The organism is Xanthomonas sp. 1678 (assembly GCF_031455575.1).
Taxonomy (GTDB): Bacteria; Pseudomonadota; Gammaproteobacteria; order Xanthomonadales; family Xanthomonadaceae; genus Xanthomonas_A.
In genome coordinates, this window is record NZ_JAVDSZ010000006.1 from 86,436 (window position 1) to 107,928 (window position 21,493).

Annotated in this window: 17 protein-coding genes and 1 pseudogene; 10 read left to right on the forward strand and 8 right to left on the reverse strand. The window is 68.5% G+C overall.

The window, feature by feature from the left end; all coding sequences use genetic code 11:
• The first annotated feature begins 168 nt into the window (after positions 1 to 168).
• From J2Y70_RS12485 to gcvH, 5 genes are all read left to right on the forward strand, one after another.
• Positions 169 to 471, forward strand: a complete 303-nt coding sequence (locus J2Y70_RS12485; protein ID WP_309917904.1) for a DUF962 domain-containing protein — start codon at positions 169 to 171, stop codon at positions 469 to 471.
• A 65-nt stretch (positions 472 to 536) separates the two neighbouring features.
• Positions 537 to 1,505, forward strand: a complete 969-nt coding sequence (locus J2Y70_RS12490; protein WP_309917907.1) for an SPFH domain-containing protein — start codon at positions 537 to 539, stop codon at positions 1,503 to 1,505.
• Between the two features lie 3 nt (positions 1,506 to 1,508).
• Positions 1,509 to 1,940 (forward strand): NfeD family protein, encoded by a 432-nt coding sequence (locus J2Y70_RS12495; RefSeq protein WP_263395316.1) that lies wholly within the window; start codon positions 1,509 to 1,511, stop codon positions 1,938 to 1,940.
• Between the two features lie 379 nt (positions 1,941 to 2,319).
• Entirely contained in the window at positions 2,320 to 3,426 is a 1,107-nt protein-coding gene (gene gcvT / locus J2Y70_RS12500; protein WP_309917910.1) for a glycine cleavage system aminomethyltransferase GcvT, read from the forward strand.
• A 99-nt stretch (positions 3,427 to 3,525) separates the two neighbouring features.
• Positions 3,526 to 3,921, forward strand: a complete 396-nt coding sequence (gcvH, locus tag J2Y70_RS12505; RefSeq protein WP_263395314.1) for a glycine cleavage system protein GcvH — start codon at positions 3,526 to 3,528, stop codon at positions 3,919 to 3,921.
• Positions 3,922 to 5,181: 1,260 nt separating this feature from the next.
• On the opposite strand, the pseudogene J2Y70_RS12510 reads toward gcvH, so the two are convergent.
• Both J2Y70_RS12510 and J2Y70_RS12515 read right to left on the reverse strand, forming a co-directional pair.
• Positions 5,182 to 5,589, reverse strand: a pseudogene (locus J2Y70_RS12510) (hypothetical protein); the annotation flags it as partial.
• Positions 5,590 to 6,835: 1,246 nt separating this feature from the next.
• Positions 6,836 to 8,224, reverse strand: coding sequence for a serine hydrolase (locus J2Y70_RS12515; protein ID WP_263395312.1), 1,389 nt, complete (start codon positions 8,222 to 8,224; stop codon positions 6,836 to 6,838).
• 279 nt (positions 8,225 to 8,503) lie between these two features.
• Here J2Y70_RS12515 and J2Y70_RS12520 point away from each other — a divergent pair, with 279 nt between their 5' ends.
• Positions 8,504 to 9,400 carry a DMT family transporter gene (locus J2Y70_RS12520; protein ID WP_309917919.1) on the forward strand — a complete coding sequence of 299 codons (897 nt, stop codon included), beginning with the start codon at positions 8,504 to 8,506 and terminating at the stop codon, positions 9,398 to 9,400.
• A gap of 36 nt (positions 9,401 to 9,436) precedes the next feature.
• Here the strand turns inward: J2Y70_RS12520 and J2Y70_RS12525 are convergent, their stop codons facing one another.
• Positions 9,437 to 11,032: a choline dehydrogenase gene (locus J2Y70_RS12525; protein ID WP_309917922.1), complete on the reverse strand. Its 1,596-nt coding sequence runs from the start codon at positions 11,030 to 11,032 to the stop codon at positions 9,437 to 9,439.
• A gap of 114 nt (positions 11,033 to 11,146) precedes the next feature.
• Here J2Y70_RS12525 and J2Y70_RS12530 point away from each other — a divergent pair, with 114 nt between their 5' ends.
• Together J2Y70_RS12530 and J2Y70_RS12535 are read left to right on the forward strand one after the other, a co-directional pair.
• A complete protein-coding gene (locus J2Y70_RS12530) occupies positions 11,147 to 12,511 on the forward strand; it encodes an MFS transporter (protein WP_309917924.1) in 1,365 nt (454 codons plus the stop codon).
• A gap of 90 nt (positions 12,512 to 12,601) precedes the next feature.
• On the forward strand, positions 12,602 to 12,955 hold the full coding sequence (locus J2Y70_RS12535; RefSeq protein WP_309917926.1) for a DUF1304 domain-containing protein: 354 nt from the start codon (positions 12,602 to 12,604) through the stop codon (positions 12,953 to 12,955).
• Between the two features lie 15 nt (positions 12,956 to 12,970).
• Here J2Y70_RS12535 and J2Y70_RS12540 read toward each other — a convergent pair whose 3' ends face one another.
• The 3 genes from J2Y70_RS12540 to J2Y70_RS12550 form a co-directional block, all read right to left on the reverse strand.
• Positions 12,971 to 13,447 carry a hotdog fold domain-containing protein gene (locus J2Y70_RS12540; RefSeq protein ID WP_309917931.1) on the reverse strand — a complete coding sequence of 159 codons (477 nt, stop codon included), beginning with the start codon at positions 13,445 to 13,447 and terminating at the stop codon, positions 12,971 to 12,973.
• An 84-nt stretch (positions 13,448 to 13,531) separates the two neighbouring features.
• Positions 13,532 to 16,012 carry an acyl-CoA dehydrogenase gene (locus J2Y70_RS12545; protein WP_309917933.1) on the reverse strand — a complete coding sequence of 827 codons (2,481 nt, stop codon included), beginning with the start codon at positions 16,010 to 16,012 and terminating at the stop codon, positions 13,532 to 13,534.
• Positions 16,009 to 16,866, reverse strand: coding sequence for an alpha/beta fold hydrolase (locus J2Y70_RS12550; protein WP_309917936.1), 858 nt, complete (start codon positions 16,864 to 16,866; stop codon positions 16,009 to 16,011). Before J2Y70_RS12550 ends, J2Y70_RS12545 begins: the two co-directional genes overlap by 4 nt.
• Before the next feature lie 202 nt (positions 16,867 to 17,068).
• Between J2Y70_RS12550 and J2Y70_RS12555 the strand changes: the two genes are divergently transcribed.
• Both J2Y70_RS12555 and J2Y70_RS12560 read left to right on the forward strand, forming a co-directional pair.
• Complete coding sequence (locus J2Y70_RS12555) at positions 17,069 to 17,680, forward strand: TetR/AcrR family transcriptional regulator (protein ID WP_263395305.1); 612 nt, start codon at positions 17,069 to 17,071, stop codon at positions 17,678 to 17,680.
• On the forward strand, positions 17,680 to 18,972 hold the full coding sequence (locus tag J2Y70_RS12560; protein ID WP_309917938.1) for an aspartyl/asparaginyl beta-hydroxylase domain-containing protein: 1,293 nt from the start codon (positions 17,680 to 17,682) through the stop codon (positions 18,970 to 18,972). Before J2Y70_RS12555 ends, J2Y70_RS12560 begins: the two co-directional genes overlap by 1 nt.
• Before the next feature lie 46 nt (positions 18,973 to 19,018).
• On the opposite strand, the gene J2Y70_RS12565 is transcribed toward J2Y70_RS12560, so the two are convergent.
• Entirely contained in the window at positions 19,019 to 19,585 is a 567-nt protein-coding gene (locus tag J2Y70_RS12565) for a 2OG-Fe(II) oxygenase (protein ID WP_263395303.1), read from the reverse strand.
• Positions 19,582 to 21,426, reverse strand: a complete 1,845-nt coding sequence (locus J2Y70_RS12570) for a sulfotransferase (protein ID WP_309917941.1) — start codon at positions 21,424 to 21,426, stop codon at positions 19,582 to 19,584. The genes J2Y70_RS12565 and J2Y70_RS12570 overlap by 4 nt, the downstream gene beginning before the upstream one ends.
• Positions 21,427 to 21,493 lie beyond the last annotated feature (67 nt).

The window sequence follows — 21,493 nt, forward strand, 5'->3', positions numbered from 1 at the left end:
GCGCTCCATATTCGCAGGCGCGCTCGACGCTGCTGCGTGCGTGACCGCACGGGGGGGGGGGCGCTGCCGGCGGTGGCCGGCTACGCCGGGCGCCGATACTCTCTTCTTTAATGTAGGCGCCAGCGCGGCGTATGCTGGCTGCCTGCGTTGCCTCGGGAGGGCCACCGCATGCGGCGTTTCGCCAGCTTCCGCGAGTTCTATCCGTTCTATTTGAGCGAGCACCGGCATCCGCTGTCGCGCCGCCTGCATTTCGTCGGCAGCGCCGCGGTGCTGCTGGCGGTGCTCTTGGCGATCTGCACCGGGCGGCCGCGTTGGCTGTGGGCCGCGCCGCTGTGCGGCTACGGCTGCGCCTGGATCGGGCATGTCTTCTTCGAGAAGAACCGCCCGGCCACCTTCCGCCACCCGCTGTACTCGTTCGCCGGCGACTGGGTCATGTTCAAGGACATGCTGCTCGGGCGCATCCGCTGGTAGCCGGTGCGTCCTGGGCGCTCGCTATACTCGCCGGATAGACCCTTTCGGTTACATGGAGCAAATCGATGCCGTCCACCTATTTCCTCGCGCTGGTGATCCTGGTCGCGGGCGTGATCGTGCTGTTCAAGACCGTGCGCATGGTGCCGCAGGGTTTCCAGTGGACGGTGGAGCGCTTCGGCCGCTACACCCATACCTTGTCGCCGGGCCTGCACTTCCTGATCCCGGTGGTCTACGGCGTGGGCCGCAAGGTCAACATGATGGAGCAGGTGCTGGACGTGCCCAGCCAGGACGTGATCACCAAGGACAACGCGGTGGTCCGCGTGGACGGGGTGGTGTTCTTCCAGGTGCTGGACGCGGCCAAGGCCGCCTATGAAGTGTCGAACCTGGAGATCGCCACCATCGCGCTGGTGCAGACCAACATCCGCACCGTGATCGGCTCGATGGACCTGGACGAATCGCTGAGCCAGCGCGAGACCATCAACGCGCAGCTGCTCAGCGTGGTCGACCATGCGACCAACCCGTGGGGGATCAAGGTCACCCGCATCGAGATCCGCGACATCCAGCCGCCGCGCGACCTGATCGATTCGATGGCGCGGCAGATGAAGGCCGAGCGCGAGAAGCGCGCGCAGATCCTCGAAGCGGAGGGTTCGCGGCAGTCGGAGATCCTGCGCGCCGAGGGCGAGAAGCAGGCGGCGGTGCTGGAGGCCGAAGGTCGCAAGGAGGCTGCGTTCCGCGACGCCGAGGCGCGCGAGCGCCTGGCCGAGGCCGAAGCGCGCGCCACCACGATGGTGTCCAAGGCGATCGCCGAGGGCGACGTGCAGGCGATCAACTACTTCATCGCGCAGAAGTACGTGGAGGCGTTCAAGGAACTGGCCACCGCGCCGAACCAGAAGTTCGTGCTGATGCCGATGGAGTCCAGCGGCATCATCGGCTCGATCGCCGGCATCGGCGAACTGGCGCGCGAGGCGCTGAGCAAGCAGCAGTCCGCGCCGCCGGCGATGCCGCGCGGCATGCCGCCACGCAGCGGAGCCTGAGCCATGCGCGCGGAGGTGGTGGCGTGGGGCGCGCTGACCTTGCTGCTGTTCGCGGCCGAGGCGCTGGCGCCGGGCGCGTTCATGCTGTGGATGGGCTTCGCCGCCGCGGCGGTATTCGTCGCCGTGCTGGTCCTGCCGGATGTCTCGCTGCTGCTGCAGATCGGCGCGTTCGTGGTGCTCAGCTTCGTCTCGATCCAGGTGTACCGCACCTGGTTCCGCGGCCGCGACCGGGCCAGCGACCGGCCGTTGCTCAACCGCCGCGCCGAGCAGCTGATCGGCCGCGTGGTGACCCTGGATCAGCCGATCCAGGCCGGCCGCGGCCGCGCCAAGGTCGACGACGCGTTCTGGGTGGTCGGCGGCCCCGACCTGCCGGCCGGCAGCGCGGTACGCATCGTCGGGGTGGATGGGATGACGTTGTTGGTGCAGGCGGAGTGAGACTCGGGACTCGGGACTCGGGACTCGGGACTCGGGACTCGGGACTCGGGATTTTCGCAAGTTCGCAGCTTTTGCGCTGTTCTGTAGAAGGGGCTTCAGCACCGACGCGTTACCGGTAAGGCGTCGGGGCTGAAGCCCCTCCTACAGAAAGCGGTTTGCGCCGGAGCCGCAAGGAAGGGTCGCTTTTCTAAAAAAGCGGCCCTTTTCGCATCAGATCGCTTGACAGCGATTTACCCTCGGACAGCATCCTGCCGTCCCGAGTCCCGAGTCCCGAGTCCCGAGTCCCGAGTCCCGAGTCCCGAGTCCCGAGTCCCGAGTCCCATTCCTTATCCCCCGCACGGCCGGCGATAATGGGCGACTTTACTCACGGACCCGCGCCATGACCCAGAAGACCATCCTCAACGACAGCCATCGCGCCCTCGGCGCCAAGATGGTCGACTTCGGCGGCTGGGACATGCCGATCCACTACGGCTCGCAGATCGACGAACACCACCAGGTGCGCAGCGACGCGGGCATGTTCGACGTCAGCCACATGACCGTGGTCGACCTGCACGGCAGCCAGGTGCGCGGCTTCCTGCGCCACCTGCTGGCCAACTCGGTGGACAAGCTGAAGCAGCCGGGCAAGGCGTTGTACACCTGCATGCTCAACCCGCAGGGCGGGGTGATCGACGACCTGATCGTCTATTACATGTCCGACACGTTCTTCCGCCTGGTGGTCAACGCCGCCACCCGGGTCAAGGACCTGGCCTGGATCGGCGAGCAGGCGCAGGCGTTCGGCGTGGAGGTGCGCGAGCGCGAGGACTTCGCGATGATCGCGGTGCAGGGTCCCAACGCGCGCGCCAAGGTGATCGGCCTGCTGCGCGAGGACGATCGCGCCGCGGTGCAGAAGCTGGGCCGCTTCGCCGCGTTCGAGGCGACCTCGGCCGACGGCGTGGCGCTGTTCGTCGCGCGCACCGGCTACACCGGCGAGGACGGCTTCGAGATCGTGCTGCCGCAGCAGCAGGCCGTGGCGTTCTGGGACGCGCTGCTGCAGGCGGGGGTCAAGCCGGCCGGCCTGGGCGCGCGCGACACGCTGCGCCTGGAGGCCGGCATGAACCTGTATGGGCAGGACATGGACGAGACCGTGTCGCCGTACGAAGCGGCGCTGGCCTGGACCGTGACGCTGGACGAGGGCCGTGTGTTCATCGGCCGCGACGTGCTCGAAGCGCACAAGGCCAACGGTGCGCCGCGGCAGATGATCGGCCTGGTGATGGACGACAAGGGCGTGTTGCGCCACGCCCAGAAGGTGCTCACCGCGCAGGGCGAGGGCGAGATCCTGTCCGGCACGTTCTCGCCGACGCTGGGCAAGGCGATCGCGTTCGCGCGCGTGCCGGCCGGTGCGCCGGGCGAGGTGCGGGTGGACATCCGCGGCAAGGAGGTGCCGGTGCGCGTGGTCAAGTTCCCGTTCGTGCGCGAAGGCCAGGTCCAGCCCGGCATTCTCGGCTGAGCCGCCGGTCGCCGCGATGCGCCCGCGACGTCGTTGCGGGGCATCCGGTTCGCTACACTAGCCACCCATCCCCGACATCGTCTTTTCCGGAGCAGCCCCATGAGCGAGATCCCTGGCGACCTCAAATTCCTCAAGTCCCATGAATGGGCGCGCGTCGAAGGCAACGGTCGCGTCACCATCGGCATTTCCGACCATGCCCAGGGCCTGCTCGGCGACCTGGTCTACGTCGAGCTGCCCAACGTCGGCGACGACGTCGTCGCCGGCAACGGCGTGGCCGTGGTCGAGTCGGTCAAGGCCGCGTCGGACGTGTACAGCCCGCTCACCGGCAAGGTGGTCGAGGTCAACGCCGCGCTCAGCGACAAGCCGGAGACGATCAACGAGGACGCCTACGGCGAAGGCTGGATCTTCGTGCTGGAGATCGCCGACCAGGAGCAGTTGAACGAGCTGTTGACCCCCGACGACTACGCCGAACTGCTCGAGGAAGACGGCCACTGAGCCGAGCCGCCTCGTCGCGACAGCCGAACCGGCCGCCTTGTGCGGCCGGTTTTCGTTTGGGGCGTCGGAGCAGGGTGGTGGCGTATCACGGAGCGTGATGCTCTCGGCAGCCGGCGGATCGGCGCGGTCGCGAACGACGCATGCGGCGCACCGTGGGAGATCGACCTGGCGCAGGCGACGGCAGCGCGCCGCGCACTTCGCCCTTGCCACCGGTCGAGGCGATGCCGCGGGACGGACGCTGCGACGCGAGCGGATGTCGCGTCGGATTTTTGGCGGTGATGCGCGTCGCAGCGCATCGCACTCGGGCGGCGCGTGCAGCGCATCTCCCGACGGCGACGGCGATCAAGTCCGCTGCAGTGCGAGCGCGGACGGCAGAGATGCCGCGTTCGTCTGATCGGAACGTGTTCGCCGCGGCCACGCGCATGCGACATGCAGCAGTGCCGGCGCTGCGACCGCGCGCTCGGCAGCGGACGCGATGGCGCGATGGAACACGACGCGCCGGCCGCGTGCGCGTGACGCGATGGTGAGGAACGCAGCGCGGCGAGCGGACGTCGCAGCGGCATCGCGCGCCGCCGCGCTGCGCTGCGTGGCGACGCACGCAACGCGCCGACAAGCGCCGAACAGCGCGAAAAAGTTTGCGCAGTTTTGCGCATTTGCTCTTGTGCGATGCCGGAACGGCGCATGCCGCGAAAAGTTTTTTTCAGCTTGCGGACAGGCTCGCGCGCTCGCGCTTCGCTGCCGCCCACGCTCGGCATGGCCGCGCGGCAAACTGCCGCTCGCGTTGGCCTGTTGCAAAAAAGCACGGGAATTACCGCTGTTTTTGTTTGCGTCGAAGATTCGTCGCGGGTTTGGCGGCTGCGGTTGTCGAGGTCGGAGGGCTGCCGATCGCGGCGATCGGCATGGTCGCGGCACGCGACGCCTGAAAAAAAATTGCGTAGAACTGTTGACAGTAAAAAAAAGCGTGATTAGGTTTCGCCCAGCAGACGTTGCTGCGAAAGCGAGTGAATCGGATCGACATCAAACCGCGAAGCACAACTTGGACATCCGCCAGGAACCCGATGATGGTGGATCAGGTGTCGCTTCCCTCCGAGAAACGCAACGTCTCCCCTGGCACGGCACCCGTATCGAGTTTCGGTACGGGTGTTTCTGTATCCGACCCGGCCCGCACGACGCGCCGGCGGATCCTGCAGGCGGACCATCGCCGCGGGTTTGCTTTAACTGGGCGTTTTCAATCCATAGTTCACTGACGAGGAGCCATCCCATGGCCACGAAAAAAGCTGCGAAAAAGAAGCCGGCCGCTAAGAAAGCGGTCAAGAAGACTGCCGCCAAGAAGCCGGCAGCGAAGAAGATCTCGGTAAAGAAGGCGGTCAAGAAGGCTGCCAAGAAAGTCGCCAAGAAGGTCGCCAAGGTGAAGAAGGCCGTCAAGAAGGCCACCACCAAGAAGACCACCGCCAAGAAGGCGGTAAAGAAGACCGCGAAGAAGGCAGCGACCAAGAAGACCGCCGCCAAGAAGACCGCGAAGAAGGCTACCGCCAAGAAGGCGGTAAAGAAGACCGCGAAGAAGGCCACGGCGAAGAAGGCGGTCAAGAAGTCGGCTGCCAAGAAGCCGGCCGCGAAGAAGGCTGTCGCCAAGAAGGCCGTCGCGAAGAAGAAGCCGGCTGCCCGCAAGAAGAAGACCGCTCCGGTCGCACTGCCGGCAACGCCCGCGCCGCTGATCTGATCTGATCCATCCCGATAGCCGTACCTAAGCTCTCTCCCCGGTGCCCAGCGGGGAGGGAGCTTTTTTATGGGCGACCGGTTGCCGTCGCCGCGGCGAGTGTTTGCCGGGACGCCGATGCGCCGCTGACGTGCCATCCGCCTACCTGCCACCGACGCGTTGCCTGCACCGTGGCCAGTCCCGAGCCGACGCTGTTGGCCGCCGTCGCGTTCCGTCGCCGCCTGATGCGTGCCCGAACTGCACCGAATTCGGACTTCGTTCCCCGGCAGTGACAATGCCGCGCGTCCGCCAAGCGGCTGCTTCGCTGTCGCAGGCGAGGTTTGCCGGCTCGTTCGGCTTCTCCTTCGTTTGCGCAATGGCATTCCGACAGTGCTGCCATGCCGACGCTGGCAGCCTTGGCATTTTCGGACCATCCGCGCCATGCTCCATACGCCGCTTGCCGCGCTTGCCGCGCTCGATGCGCTCGATGCGCGGAGCGTGCGAGCGTGGAAAAGCCGGCGCTGGCGTGCGGGCAACACCATCGCGGGAGTGTCGACCTGTTGCCTTGCCTGGCTGCTGATCTCCATTCGTGGCGACCTGGGTCGGAATCGAACCGGCGTCCCCGGATTGCAGTCGCTGCATAATCATTCTGCCACCTTCGCCCACCGGGACCAGCACCCATATTCGGGGGACGGTGGCGCGAAGCTCCGGATGAGGGGCGTGCATAGGGTTATGCAGCGAGGCGATGTGCATCGCCAGGCGCACTCGCTGACGGGAGGCTTCACCCCGACCCTCACAGCAACCTCTTGCCGCGAGGCTTCGCCCGGACCCTCACCCCAACCCCTCTCCCGGCGGGAGAGGGGCTTTATTCGCTTGATGGATGTGTGTGCGAGTGTCCGCAGCTGATCCGGTGGCCGGTCGTTGTAGTGACAGACGACGGCCGAAGCCGGAAGTGACTTTTCGGTCGATGGCTTCAAGCAGCGTTTCGGCGTGGGCCGAGCCGGTGCCGTTACCGCACGCCGCTCCCCTGTAGGAGCGGCTTCAGCCGCGGCCATATCGCCTGGATTCCATCAACGTCGGATCAGGCGCAGTTGCTGGCTTGTGCAGCGCCACCTGATCTTGTCGCGTTGAAGCTGCAGCTCCCGCGAAGGCAGCGCGCAGACAGCAGAAAGGCGGCTCGCGCCGCCTTCCACCGAATCCATCAGGAGACCGCCTGCGTCAGTGCGGCGAGGCGACCGACTTGGACGCGGACGCGCCCTTCTTGTCCTTCGGATCCGGGCGCTCGGCCATCATGTTGTCGCTGCCGAAGTCGGTATCCACGTCCAGCCAGCGCTGCGTCGGCAGGCCGATCGCGCGGTCGAGGATGGTCGGCAGCAGGCCGGAAGGCAGGCCACTCTCGCCGTTCCACAGGATCGCCACGCCCAGGTCGCGTTCGGGCACCAGCGCGACCAGGCCGCGATAGCCCTGCACCGCGCCGGCATGGAACACCACCTGGTGGCCCGAGTAATCGAACACGCGCCAGCCCAGCGCGTAGCTGGCCGAGTTGACCCGCTCGCGGCGCCAGCCCGAGCGCATCTCGCCGGGGGTGAGGATCAGCGGCGCGTGCAGCGTCGCCAGCAGCGGCGCAGGCAGCACGTCCGGACGATGCCCGGTCTGCGCGATCAGCCACTGCGCCATGTCGCTGATGCTGGCGTTGACGCCGGCGGCCGGGGCCAGCCGGTAGTAGGTGGGCTTGGGCATCAGCGACACCCAGCCGTTGCGGCTGCGCACGTGCGGGCGCGCCCAGCGCGGGCTGGCCTGGATGCCGGCCAGGCCCATGCTGGCGTCGTTCATGCCCAGCGGCTTGAAGATGCGGCGCTCCACCGACTGCTCGTAGAAGCTGCCGGAGGCGGCGAACACCACGTCGCCGATCAGGCTGAAGGCGACGTTCTGGTAGGCGTAGCACTCGCCCGGCGCGCACTTGAGCGGGGCGTAGGCGAGCTTGTGGCTGAGCGTGTAGTAGTCGGCGTTGGATTCGACGTCGCGATCGTAGGCGTTGTAGGTCAGGCCGACGCGATGGCTGAGTAGGTCGGCCACGTTCAACTGGCGGGTGGCGACCGGATCGCTGAGCTGGAAGCCGGGCACGTAGTCGGTGACCTTGCTGTCCCAGCGCAGGGTGCCGTCGTTGACCAGCAGGCCGGCCATGGTGCCGGCGAAGGCCTTGGACAGCGACGCCAGGCGGAACACGGTGTGCGCATCGACCGGCTCGGGGCGGTTGACGTCGGTGACGCCGTAGCCGCGCGCGCTGACCACCTGGCCGTTGTGCACGATCGCCACCGCCAGGCCGGGCACGCGCTCGCCGTAGGTGAGCTGCTCGGCCATCGCTTCCAGGCTGGCGACATCGAAGTCCGTGGCCAGCGGCATCACCTTGCTGTCCGGCAGCGAGGCGCGGTACGGCAGCGGCTGGGTCGGCGAGGTGTAGCGCGTGGCTTCGGTGTAGATCGGCGGCGGCAGCGGCTGCGACGGCGCCGGCGTTTGCGCGGTGGAGGACATCGCAAAGGGCAGCAATGCCCCGAGCAACCCGGTTGCCACCGGTCGAAGGAGCCGGTGCCTGCTGTTCTGTTTCATCGCGCGTGTGGCCTGTGAGGTACTGCCGAAACCGATTCTAGCGCCGCTTTTCGCCATTGCACAAACCGGGAGAAGATGAATGGGCATCGTCTTGATCCTGCTGGTGATTTTGCCGGGCCGACACGGCCGGCAGTGCGCCGTCCGCAGCGGCTGCCGCGACGGCGTAACGTATGCCTGGAAACGCATGCAACCGATGTGCCGAAGCCGCCGCGACCCCCGCGGGACTGGCTGAACCGTTGCCCACAGTGACGTCGCCACGCGGCTGCGGGATCATGCCGCATGCCCGATCCCGACCTTCCCCCGATCCCCGCCGCGCGTACGGCGCCCGCCGCCGCGACCTGGCTGGGCCTGGCCTTCGTGCTGGTCTGGTGTACCGGCTACATCGCCGGCAAGCAGGTAGTGGCGCATGCCGCGCCGTTCACCGCGCTGCTGTGGCGCTTCGGCCTGACCGCGGTGTGCTTCGCGCTGGCCGCCGGCCGCGCGCGCCTGCGGGCGCTGCCGCGGCAGGAATTGGCACGCAGCGCGGTGGCCGGGGTGTTGATGCTGGCCTTGCAGTTCGGCGGGGTGTACGCGGCGTTCGCGCTGGGCACCGGCTCGGGCGTGGCCGCGCTGGTGATCGGGGCGATGCCGTTGCTGGTGGCCTGGGCCAGCCCGTGGTGGGGCGGCCAGCGGCTGCGCGCCGCGCAGTGGCTGGGCATGGCGCTGGGTTTCGCCGGCGTCGCCACCGTCGCCGCCGACCGCATCGATGGCGCCACCCCGTGGGGCGGCTGGCTGGCGTTGCTGGTGGGCCTGTTCGGAATCGCGGCCGGCACCCTATACCAGAAGCGGCATGCCGCGCAGCTCGACCTGCGCGTCGGGCTGGCGGTGCAGAACGCGGCCGCGACGCTGGTGCTGCTGCCGCTGGCGGCGTGGGAAGGCTTCCGCTTCCAGGCCAGCGACGGCTTCGTCGCGGCGATGGCATGGCTGGTGCTGGTCAATTCGATCGGCGGCTTCGCGCTGCTGTTCCTGCTGCTGCGGCGCGGTGCGGCCACGCAGGTGGCGAGCCTGTTCTTCCTGATGCCGCCGGTGACCGCGGTGTTCGGCCATGTGCTGCTCGGCGAGCACCTGACCGCGCTGAAGCTGTGCGGCTTCGCGCTGGCGGCGCTGGGCGTGTGGCTGGCCGGGCGCGCGCGCTGAAACGCGGCCGGCGGCCGCGCGCGCCGGCGCGGCGGCTCAGTCGCGCAGCGCGCTGCGGCCGCGGATCAGGTCCGCGGCGCGTTCGGCGATCATCATCGTCGGGCCGTTGGTGTTGCCGCTGACCAGGCGCGGCATCACCGACGCGTCGACCACGCGCACGCCTTCCAGCCCGCGCAGGCGCAGCTGCGGATCGACCACCGCCTGCGCATCGTTGCCCATCCGGCAGGTGCCGATCGGGTGGTAGATGGTCTCGGCCTTGGCGCGGATGTAGGCGATCAGGCCGGCCTCGTCCAGGTCCTCGCGCGCCGGCAGCAGCGGCGCGCCGCGCCAGGGAGCGAACGCCGGCTGCTGCAGGATGCGCCGCGCCAGCCGCGCGCATTCCACCAGCATGCGCAGGTCGAAGCCGTCGGGATCGCTGAGGTAGTTCGCCTGCAGCCGTGCCGGCGTGCGCGGGTCGGCGTCGTTGAGCGACAGGCGGCCGCGGCTGCGCGGCTGCAGGTGGCAGGCATGCAGGGTGAAGCCGTCGCCGGGCAGGCGGTTGCGGCCGTGGTCGTCGAGCATCGCCGGCACGAAATGCAGCTGGATGTCGGCGCGCGCGTCCGGCGCCAGCGGCGAGCGGATGAAGCCGCCGGCCTCGGCGATGTTACTGCTGCCGGCGCCGCGGTGGCCGCGCAGGAAATAGTCGAAGGCGATCTTCAGCTGGTTGCGGCGGTCGTAGCTGATGCCCGGGCGGGTGCGGTACAGCGTGCACACGTCCAGGTGGTCCTGCAGGTTGGCGCCGACCTGCGGCTGGTCCAGGCGCACCGCGATGCCGTGGCGCCGCAGCTCGTCGGCCGGGCCGATGCCCGACAGCATCAGCAGCTGCGGCGAGTTCACCGCGCCGGCGCTGAGCAGTACCTCGCGCGCGGCGCGCGCATGCACCTCGCTGCCGCGCTGCGCGTAGGCCACGCCGACCACGCGCTCGCCCTCGACCAGCAGGCGCAACACCAGCGCATCGGTGATCACCTGCAGGTTGTCGCGCGCCTGCGCCGGCGCCAGGTAGGCGACCGCCGCCGAGCAGCGCGCGCCGTCCTTCTGGGTGACCTGGTACAGGCCCACGCCCTGTTGCTGCGGTCCGTTGAAATCGGGGTTGTGGGCGAAGCCGGCCTGCTGCCCGGCGGCGATGAACACGTCCGAGAGCGGGTTGTGGTAGCGCAGATCGGACACGTGCAGCGGCCCGTCGCCGCCGTGCAGCGTATCGCCGCCGCGGCTGTTGCGTTCGCTGCGCCGGAAATAGGGCAGCACGCCGCGCCAGTCCCAGCCCTCGGCACCGTCGGCGGCCCAGTCGTCGTAGTCGGCCGCCACGCCGCGCACGTAGCACATTGCGTTGATCGAACTGGAGCCGCCCAGCACCTTGCCGCGCGGCCACCACAGGCGCCGGTCGTTCAAGGCCGGCTCCGGCGCGGTGAGATAGTTCCAGTTGATGCGGCGATTGCCGGCCAGCCGCGCCAGGCCCGCCGGCATGTGGATGAAGGGATTGCGGTCGCGCGGACCGGCCTCGATCAGCAGTACCTTGCAATCGGGATCCTCGCTGAGCCGGTTGGCCAGCACGCAGCCCGCCGAGCCTGCGCCGATGATGATGTAGTCGTACACCCGCGGTTCCCCTGTTTCGTGGCGTCGACGCTAGACGCCGCGGATAGAGCATATGCTCGGCGCGCCGCAGCGTGCATGCGGCGCCGGGCCTGCGCGCGGGCGGCGGCGCTGGCGATGTTGCAGTGCATCGGCTACCGTGCGCGCAACCACACGGCGAACGGCGAGCCGATGCAAGCGGAAAACAAGCGCGTCCAGACCGGCGAGCTGCGCGCGGTGCTGCTGTCCTTCGTCTATTTCTTCTGCGTGCTGTCGGCGTACTACGTGATCCGGCCGGTACGCGAACAGCTGTCCGCGGCGGTCGGCTCGACCCAGCTGCCCTGGTTCTTCATGGCCACCTTCGTCGCCACGCTGCTGCTGACCCCGCTGTTCGCGTGGATGGCGGCGCGCTGGCCGCGGCGGATCGTGGTGCCGGCGGTGTACGTGTTCTTCGCGCTGTGCCTGCTCGGCTTCGTGCCGCTGTTCAGCGGCCATGGCGGGCTCAGCCCGCGCGCGCTGGGCATCGTGTTCTTCGTCTGGGTCAGCGTGTTCAACCTGTTCGTGGTGTCGGTGTTCTGGAGCTTCATGGCCGACATCTGGAGCAACGAGCAGGCGCGGCGGCTGTTCCCGCTGATCGGACTGGGCGGCACCGCCGGCGCGGTGGCCGGCCCGCTGCTGACCCGCGGGCTGGTCGGGGTGATCGGCGTGGCGCCATTGCTGGTGGTGTCGGCGGCGCTGCTCGGGGTGGCGCTGGTGTGCGTGATCCTGCTCGGACGCTGGGCGCGGGTGCATGGCGCGCGCCGCCACGACGCCGGCCACGAGGCGGCGGTCGGCGGCGGCATGTTCGACGGCCTCAAGCAGATCCTGGCCAATCCGTTCATGCGCGGCATGGCGCTGCTGATGCTGCTGGGCGATTGCATCGGCACGGTCGGCTACGCGCTGATGACCGATTATTCCGGCGCCACCTTCCACAACGCGGTCGAGCGCACCCAGTTCGCCGCCAACATCGACATGCTGACCAACGCGCTGCAGATCGTCGTGCAGATCACCCTGACCCGCTGGCTGCTGGTGAAGAAGGGCGCCGGCGCGGTGATCGCGCTATGGGCGCTGATCAGCGTGGGCACGCTGGTCGCGACCGCGTTGTCGCCCGATCCCTATGCCCTTGCGGTGTGGATCGTGCCCTGGGTGGTGCTGCCGCTGGTGATCACCCGTTCGCTGGCCTACGGCATGGTCGGCCCGGCGCGCGAATCGCTGTACACGCGCGTGCCGCGGCAACTGCGCTACCAGGGCAAGAACGCGGTGGACACCGCGGTCTGGCGTGCCGGCGACGTGGCGGTCGCCTCGGCGATGAACGGCCTGCGCGCGCTGGGCATGGGCGTACCCGGTTTCGCCGCGCTGGCCGCGATTGCGGCCACGCTCTCGGGCGTCATCGGCTGGCGCCTGGCGCGTGCCGTCGAAAGCGCGGCGCCCACCCCGGCAGAGACGCCGCCGCCAGCACGCTGATCCGCGCCGACGTGCGTTGCTGGGCCGCGATGCCCGCCGCAGCGCCAGCGGCTATGCTGTGCGTCTTCTCTTTCGCCGACGGACGCGCGCATGACCCTGCTGGCCTCGATCCTGGTGTGCCTGGTGGCGCTGCTGCACCTGTATTTCCTGGTGCTGGAGATGTTCCTGTGGACGCGCCCGCTGGGCATGAAAGTGTTCCGCAACACGCCGGAAAAGGCGCAGCTGACCAAGGTGCTGGCGGCCAACCAGGGCCTGTACAACGGCTTTCTCGCTGCGGGCCTGGGCTGGGGCGTGGCGGCGCAGCGGGTGGACGTGATGCTGTTCTTCCTCGGCTGCGTGGTCGTGGCCGGCGTGTACGGCGCGTGGAGCGTCAGCCGCCGGATCCTCTACGTGCAGGCGCTGCCGGCGGCGCTGGCGATCGCGGCGCTGTTGCTCGCGTACTGAGCGCCGCGCAGCTGCCTAGCCCTTCGCCGGCGCGCGCGGCGACACCCACATGGCGATGCTGGCGAAGAACACGACCTGATCGCGTGCGTCGCGGATCTCCACGCTGACCGGCAGCTCGTAGCCGCTGTTGGCGGCCACGATCGCCACGTCCGGCGTCGCCACCGCGTGCATCGTGCCGCGGGCCTTGCTGCGGTATTCCACGCGCATGCCTTTCGGGATCCAGCGCATCGACGGCGGCAGGCTGGCATCGACCATGACACCGCCGGCCAGTTCGGCCAGGTTGCACAGCGCGATCGCATGCACCGTGCCCAGGTGGTTGCTGACCCGCCGCCGATGCGCGAAGCGCGCCTCGCAGCGGCCCGGCTGCAGCACGGTGATGCGCGGGGCGATGCTGGCGAAATAGGGTGCCTTGAAGCACACCGCGCGCGAGAACAGCCATTGCCCAGCCGGCCAGCGTTGCATGCGTTGATAGAGCGACAGCAGTTGGCTCATGGTGTGCGTCTCCAAATGACGACGGCGGACCGAAGTCCGCCGTCGTGGTGAGCGTGTCGCCCGCGTGGAGCATGCCGGTATGGATCAGGCCGCTTCGCGCGAATGGTCGTCGCCGGCCGTGGCGCCGTGGTAGTAGCTGGCCGAGCGCAGTTCGTCGGCGTCGAAGTCGTCCACGCTGATCGTGTCCATGGTGATCTCGCGCAGTTCCTCCAGCTGGCGGCGCTCGTCGGCCGACAGCACGCCTTCGCGCACCGCCTCGTCCAGCTGCGAGGCGAAGTCCAGCGCCTCGATGCCCTTGCTCTTGAGCGCTTTCAGGAACTTGCGCTCGACCGGCTCGGCCAGCACCGCCTTGGTCAGATAGCTGGCGATGCGCCCGCCCGGGTTGTTCTCGCACGGGGTCAGGAACACGCCCTGGCCCAACCGGTCGCGGGCTTCGTTCGGGGTCATCAGCAGCGCGGCGACGCGGTGGCCCAGGCGGTCGCCCGGCGCTTCGGCGCGGCGGCCCCACGGGAAGATCAGCGCCCACATCAGCCAGCCCACCGGGCGGATCGGGAAGTTGCGCAGCGCAGCCGACAGCGCCAGCTCGATCTTATGCACGCTGTCGTGGAACGCCCACGCCAGCAGCGGCTGGTCGGTCGCCGGCGCGCCGTCGTCGTGGTAACGCTTGAGCATCGCGCTGGTCATGTAGATGTGGCTCAGCACGTCGCCCAGGCGGCCGGACAGCGATTCCTTGAACTTCAGCTTGCCGCCGAGCATCAGCATCGACACGTCGGCCATCAGTGCCAGGTTCGCCGAGTAGCGGTCCAGCTTGCGGAAGAAGCGGCGGGTATAGGCGTCGCCCGGGGCGGCGCCGATGCGCGCGGCGGTCAGGCCGAACCACAGCGAGCGCACCGCGTTGGAGATGGCAAAGCCGATGTGACCGAACAGGTTGCGGTCGAACTCGTCGACGCCGGCCTTGTGGTCCGGATTGCCGGCGGCCTTCATCTCCTTCATCACCCACGGATGGCACAGGATCGCGCCCTGGCCGAAGATCAGCAGGCTGCGGGTCATGATGTTGGCGCCTTCCACGGTGATCGCGATCGGTGCCGCCTGCCAGCTGCGGCCGGCGAAGTTACGCGGCCCCAGGATGATGCCCTTGCCGCCGACCACGTCCATCACGTCGCTGATGACTTCGCGGCTCATCGAGGTGCAGTGGTACTTGGCGATCGCCGACGGCACCGACGGCACGTCGCCGCGATCCACCGCCGCGGCGGTGGCCTGCGACAGCGCGCTGATCGCGTACGCCTTGCCGCCGATCCGCGCCAGCGCCTCTTCCACACCCTCGAAGCGGCCGACCGACAGGCCGAACTGCTTGCGGATGCGCGCGTAGGCGCCGGTGACGATGGCGCCGTACTTGGCGCCGCCGCTGGCGGTGGAGGGCAGGGTGATCGAGCGGCCCACGGCCAGGCACTCGTTGAGCATGTTCCAGCCCTTGCCGACCATGTCCACGCCGCCGATCAGCTGGCTGAGCGGGATGAACACCTCGCGGCCATGGATCGGGCCGTTCTGGAACGGCGAGTTCAGCGGGAAGTGGCGGCGGCCGATCTCGACCCCCGGGGTCTCGCGCGGCAGCAGCGCCAGGGTGATGCCGATGTCCTTGGTGTCGCCGATCAGGCCGTCCGGGTCGTACATGCGGAACGCCAGGCCGACCAGCGTCGCCACCGGCGCCAGGGTGATGTAGCGCTTGTCGAAGGTCAGCTTGACGCCGAGCACGTTGGCGCCATTCCACTCGCCCTTGCAGACGATGCCGTAGTCGGGAATCGAGGTCGCGTCGGAACCGGCGAACGGGCCGGTCAGGCCGAAGCATGGCACTTCCTGGCCCACCGCCAGGCGCGGCAGGTAGTAGTCCTTCTGCTCCTTGGAACCGTAGTGCAGCAGCAGCTCGCCCGGGCCCAGCGAGTTCGGCACGCCGACCGTGGAGCTGACCACGCTCGACACCGAAGCGATCTTCTGGATCACCTTGTGGTGGGCCAGCGCGGAGAAGCCCAGGCCGCCGTATTCCTTGGGAATGATCATGCCGAAGAACTTGTGCTTCTTGACGAAGCTCCACAGTTCCGGCGGCAGGTCGGCATGGACGTGGGTGATTTCCCAGTCGTTGGTCATGCGGCACAGCTCTTCCACCGGGCCGTCGAGGAACGCCTGCTCCTCAGCGGTCAGCTGCGGCTTGGGATAGTCGAGCAGCTTCTGCCAGTCCGGGTCGCCGGTGAACAGCTCGCCCTCGAACCCAACCGAGCCGGTTTCCAGCGCGATGCGCTCGGTCTGCGACAGCGGCGGCAGCACCTTGCGGAACACCTTCAGCATCGGCGCTGTGAGCAGCGGCTTGCGCACGAACGGCAACAGCAGCGGCACCGCGACCAGCGCCAGCAGCGCCGCGGCGACGATGGTGGCGGTGTGGTTGGCGCCGAGCAGCCAGCACGCGACCAGCAGCGTGGCGCTCAGCGCGGCCCAGACGGCGAGCCGCATGCGGTGATAGGCGGCGAAAGCGCCTGCCAACAACAACACGAGGAAGGGTGCGACGATGCTCATGGGCTTGCTCCGGGGACATGCTCGGTGACGGCGGACGGTGCGGCTGCGCTAGCCGATGGCAGTGCGTCCAGATAATGCAACACAGTGGCGGTAAATGCGGCGTTGTCGTCGCCGGCCAGCATATGCGTGGCCTCGGGCAGGTGCGCATGTTGCGCATGCGGCACCAACGACAGGAAGTCTTCGATGGTCTGCGGCGTGACCAGGTCGCTGCGCCCGCCGCTGACCAGCAGCAGCGGGCACTGCACCTTGCTGGCGGCCTGCGCGATCGCATCCTGGTGCTGGTCGCTGTCGCGCGCCAGTTCCTCGACCAGGCGCGGATCCCAGTGCCAGTACCAGCGGCCGTCGGCGTGCCGGCGCAGGACGCTGCGCAGCGCCTCCGGCGACTTGCGCGCGCGCTGCGGCAGATAGGCGGCGATCGCGTCGCCGGCCTCGTCCAGGGTGGCGAAGCCGTGCGGATGCGCGCTCATGAAGGCGAGGATGCGCTCGACCCCGGCCGGCTGCCAGCGCGGAGTGATGTCGACCAGCACCATCGCGCGGAACAGGCCCGGCCAGCGTGCCTCGGCCATCAGCCCGAACAGCCCGCCCATCGAGGCGGCGACCAGCACCGGCGCCGGCGCCATCTCGCCGGCGACCACGATCAGGTCGTCGGTGAACTGTTCGCCGCGGTAGGCCAGGGTGGCGGGATTGCGGGTGGAGTCGCCATGGCCGCGCGCGTCGTAGGCGACGCTGCGATAGCCATGCGCCTGCAACGCCGCGGCGCTGGTCATCCAGGCGTGCCGGGTCTGACCGAAACCGTGCGCGAACAGCACGCTACCGGCGTCGCCGGAGTCCATCACGGTTGCCGCCAGGCGCATGTCGTCCGCGCCGGTAAGCACGGCGGAGGCGGCAGTGGGCGCGGTGGAGGGAGAGGAAACCATACCGGCTAGTATGGAGTAGTGCGCGGCGATGTCAATACGATGCAGTATGGAGGCCAAAAGCCAACGCTGCCGGGCATTTGCGCTCGATTCATGGAGCACACATACTGCAACCGACTTCCCCGTATGGTTAAATCGCCGGATGAACAATGCTTCCGCGCCAAGCACCGACGATGCCGCCGCTCCGAGCGGCGGCCGCAACAACCGACTCAGCGCCGAAGACTGGGCGCAGGCCGCACTGGACCTGATCGCCGAGCAAGGCGTCAACGCGGTGGCGGTGGAGCCGCTGGCGCGCCGGCTCGGCGTGACCAAAGGCAGCTTCTACTGGCATTTCCCCTCGCGCGATGCGCTGCTGCAGGCGGCGCTGGAGCGTTGGGAACTGGTCGAGCAGCAACAGGTGTTCGGCAGCCTGGAAGAGGTGCCGGATCCGCGCACCCGCCTGCGCGCGCTGTTCCAGCTGGTCGCGCACGAGGTCAAGCCGCACATCATCTATAGCGAATTGCTGAAGGCGCTGGACCATCCGGCGGTGCGTCCGGTCATCGACCGGGTCTCGCAGCGGCGCATGGAGTACCTGATCGCCTCGTTCCGCCAGGCCGGACTCAGCCGCACCGATGCCCAGCACCGCGCCCGGCTGGCGTATGCCGCCTATGTCGGCTTCCTGCAGTTGTCGCTGCAGCTGCACCAGCCCAAACAGGCGCGCGAGGAGTTCGAGGCCTACGTCGAACACGTCATCGTGACCCTGATCCCGGGCTGATGTTTCAGGAACTGACGCGCGCTAGCGTGCACGAGGAGGTGCGCCGCCATCTCGCCCAAGGCGACTATCGGCGTGCCGATGCGCTGTGCGAACAGGTCCTGGCCAAGGCGGCGGACGATGTGACGCTGCGGCGCATGCACGCGGCGCTGTTGACGGAGAGCGGCCAGCTTGCGCGCGCGGCGCAGGCATGGACCCTGGTGGCCGCCGCCGAGCCGACCCTGGAGGCGTGGAGCCGGCTGGGCATGTGCCTGGCCCATCTGGGCGAGCATGCGCAGGCGCTGCCGGCGTTCGAGCAGGCCTTGCAGCTGGCGCCGGACGCGTTCCTGGTGCGGCTGTGCTACGCCGAGAGCCTGGATGCGGCGGGGCGTGGCGACGACGCCTTGCCGATGTACTTCGCCGCGGTGCATGCCGCGCAGGCCAAGGGCCGCTGGCTCGACCAGCGCAGCACCGCGCCGGAGCTGCAGCCGCGGGTGCTCGCGGCGATGGCGCGGATCGATCGGGGCCGGCACGCCCTGTTCGCGGCCGCGGTGCAGCCGCTGATCGAGCGCTTCGGCGAAGCGGCGCTGCGCCGGGTGACGGCGGCGCTGCGCATCTATCTGGGGGTGCAGCCGCGCCCGGCTGACGATGGCCAACGCCCGACCTTTCTGTATGTGCCCGACCTGGATCCTTCGCCGTATCTGGGTGCCGAGCGCTTCCCCTGGTACGCGCGGCTGCAGGGCGCCACCGAGGGCATCTGCAACGAAGTGCGGCAGGTCCTGGCCTCGCGCCAGGCGGTGCAGCCGTTCCTGGATTTCAGCAATGGCGCCACGCCGCAGGACTATCTCAGCGCCAAGCAGGGCGATGGCGCCTGGGACGCGTACTTCTTCTATCGGCATGGCGTGGCGCACGCCGAGAACCTGCAGCGTTGCCCGATCACCGCGGCGGCGCTGGCGCACGTCCCGTTGACCCGAATCGACCTGCACGCGCCGGAGGTGCTGTTCTCGATCCTGGCGCCCGGCACCACGATCAAGCCGCACTATGGCGTCAGTAACTCGCGGGTGGTCACGCATCTGCCGTTGATCGTGCCGCCGGACTGCGCGCTGGAGGTGGCCGGCATCGCCCACGCCTGGCAGATCGGGCAACCGGTCACCTTCAACGACAGCTGCCTGCACCAGGCCTGGAACCACAGCGATCAGGTGCGGGTGGTGATGATCCTGGATACCTGGCACCCGGACCTGGAAGAGGCCGAGACGCTGGCGCTGCGGCAGTTGATCGAGTCGATCGGCGCGTTCAACCTGCGCGCGGGCCTGTAGCCAAGCGGCCGCGTTCGCACGGCCGGGCCGGCGCGCGGCACGCTGCTCAGCGCTTGAACATCAGGTAGGTGGACAGGATGTACTTGGCGTTGGAGACCGGCGGATTGCCGACGTGCTGGTACATCCAGTACGGCGGGAACATCAGCAGCCTGCCGGCGCGCGGCGCGGTTTCCACGTCCAGGTCGCAGAAGCGCGTGGTGCCGCCCTCGGCCACGTCGTTGAGATACCACAGGAACACCAGGTAGCGCTCGGATACCTCGTCGATCGAATCGAAGTGCGGCTGGAACCGGTCGCCGCCGCCGACCTCGTATTTCTTCAGGATCAGCCGGTCGATGGTCGGGCGGTAGGGAATCGACAGGGTCAGCCCGAGATCCTGGTTGTAGCGCGCCAGGTAGTGCTCGATCTTGTCCAGGAAGAACCCCAGGAACGCCGGGTCGGCGAGCTTGCCGACATCCAGTTCGGTCCAGTTGCTGTCGCCGAGCACCGCGCGGCTGTTGCTGCCGTTGCGCTGGTGATGCGCACGCGAAGCCTCGAAGCCATCGATCAGCTGGCGGCAGAACGCCTCAGGCAGTGCGTCGTCGTAGCTGCGGATGTAGTCGCTGAGCGCTTTCATGGCGCAGGCATCTCCAGGTCGTAGTCCCAATGCGCGGCCACCGGCTGCAGGATCGGCAACGCGCTGGCCAGCCACGGCGCGTACGCATGCCAGCGATCCACCGCGCGCCGGTTCACCGGCTCCACCACCTGCGAATAGCTGGGCGTGCTGATATAGCCCTTGCGCGCGGCGTGCTGGCTGAAGCCGGCCAGGAATTCGGGTTGCGCGATACCGAGGAAGCCGCCGATGCGCTGCACCTGGGCCGGGAAATCGGCCACCGTCTCCTCGTACTTGAGGACCAGCAGGTCCGGCTGCAGCAAGGCCTGGTGGTGGATCCAGAACCGCATCGCGTTGACGTAGCTCTTGGCCAGGCGCTCCAGGCTGGAACACAGCACCATGAACGCCGGGGAGCGGAAGTTCTGCATGTAGCAGCTCAGCAGCACGTCGCAGGGATGGCGCAGGGCGAGGATGATCCTGGCGTTCGGGAACAGGCGCATGATCATCGGCAGGCGCAGCATGTTGAGCGGATTCTTGTCGACCAGCTGCTGGCCCGGCGCCAGCGCGATGACCTTGGCGATCTCCGACCAGTACACCTGGCGCATCGCCTCGACCTGCGCCTCATCCAGCTCGCCAAGATCGTAGGGATAGCGCTTGCCCTGCGCCTCCATCCATTCGATGCAACGCTGCAGAATCGCGCGTTCGTCCATCGACGCGTAGCCCGGGTGCGCATCGAGCATCTGCTCGAGCATGGTGGTGCCCGAGCGCGGGAAGCCGACGATGAATACCGGCGAGGCGTCGCTCCCGGGCGCAGCGTCGCGCGCCTGTGCATAGCGCGCCTGCGCCTCGTCCAGCCACAGGCTCGAAACCTTCAGCGGTTCTTCGTTGGAGTGCGCGATTTCCGGCACGGTATCGGCGGCGAGTTTGAAATGGATGGCATGCGCCTTCTCCAGCATCGCCATCGCGGCGGCGGGATGGCGTTGCTTGTCTTCGATACCGGCCAGTGCGAAGTAGGCGTTGGCCTGGGCCTGGATCTGCGGCTGCAGCGCGAGCAGGGTCTCGGCGGCGCTGCGTGCGGACGCGTAGTCCTTGCGCCGCAGTAACAGCGAAGTTTGCAGCTGCAGCACGTCGACGCGTGTCTGCCGGTCGTGTTGCTGCGGCATCGATGCCGCTTGCGCAAGCAAGGCTTCGGCCTGCTCGACGCGATTGGTACGTTCGTAGAGCTGCGCCAGGCGGATGAGGTTGGACAGCGACGGGCTTTGCCCCGGCCGGTTCTGCGACAGCAGCGCCTCGGCTTCGTCGGTGCGGCCGACCTGGATCAATGCGGTCGCCAGTTCCTCGCGTAGGTTGTCCGGAAGCTGCGGCCAGACCGCTGGTGGTGGCAGCAACGTCGCCGCACGCTGCGCGTCGCCGCACTCGAAGCAGGCGATGGAGGCATAGATGCGCGCTTCGGCCTGGGAGGGGTCCAGGTCCACGGCATCCAGGAAGCGGTGGCGGGCATGGGCGATGTCGCCCTTGTCCAGCAGCAGCAGGCCGTAATCGACCAGGAAGTGGTAGGTGCGTGGCGCCAGCGACAGCGCTCGCTGATAGGCGTGCTCGGCCGGGGCATGCTCGCCGAGCGTGCGCAGGGTCAGGCCGAGGTTGGCCCAGTGTGCGGACTCGTGCGGTTGCAGTCCGGTCAGGCGTTGGTAGATGGCGGCGGCGCCAGCGGTGTCGCCGGCATGCTGCAGCGACATCGCCAGCAAGGTGTTCCAGGACGGGTCGCCTGGCGCGCCCGCCAGCGCCTGTCGGCACAGGTCGGCTGCGGCTGCGGCCTGACCTTGTTCGATCAGTTGGATGGCGTAGTGCAGTTGCGGTGAATTCATTTGAGTCTGCCAATGAAAAGGGCCGCGCGAATCGTTCGCGCGGCCCCGTCTTCAAACAAAGAGCGTC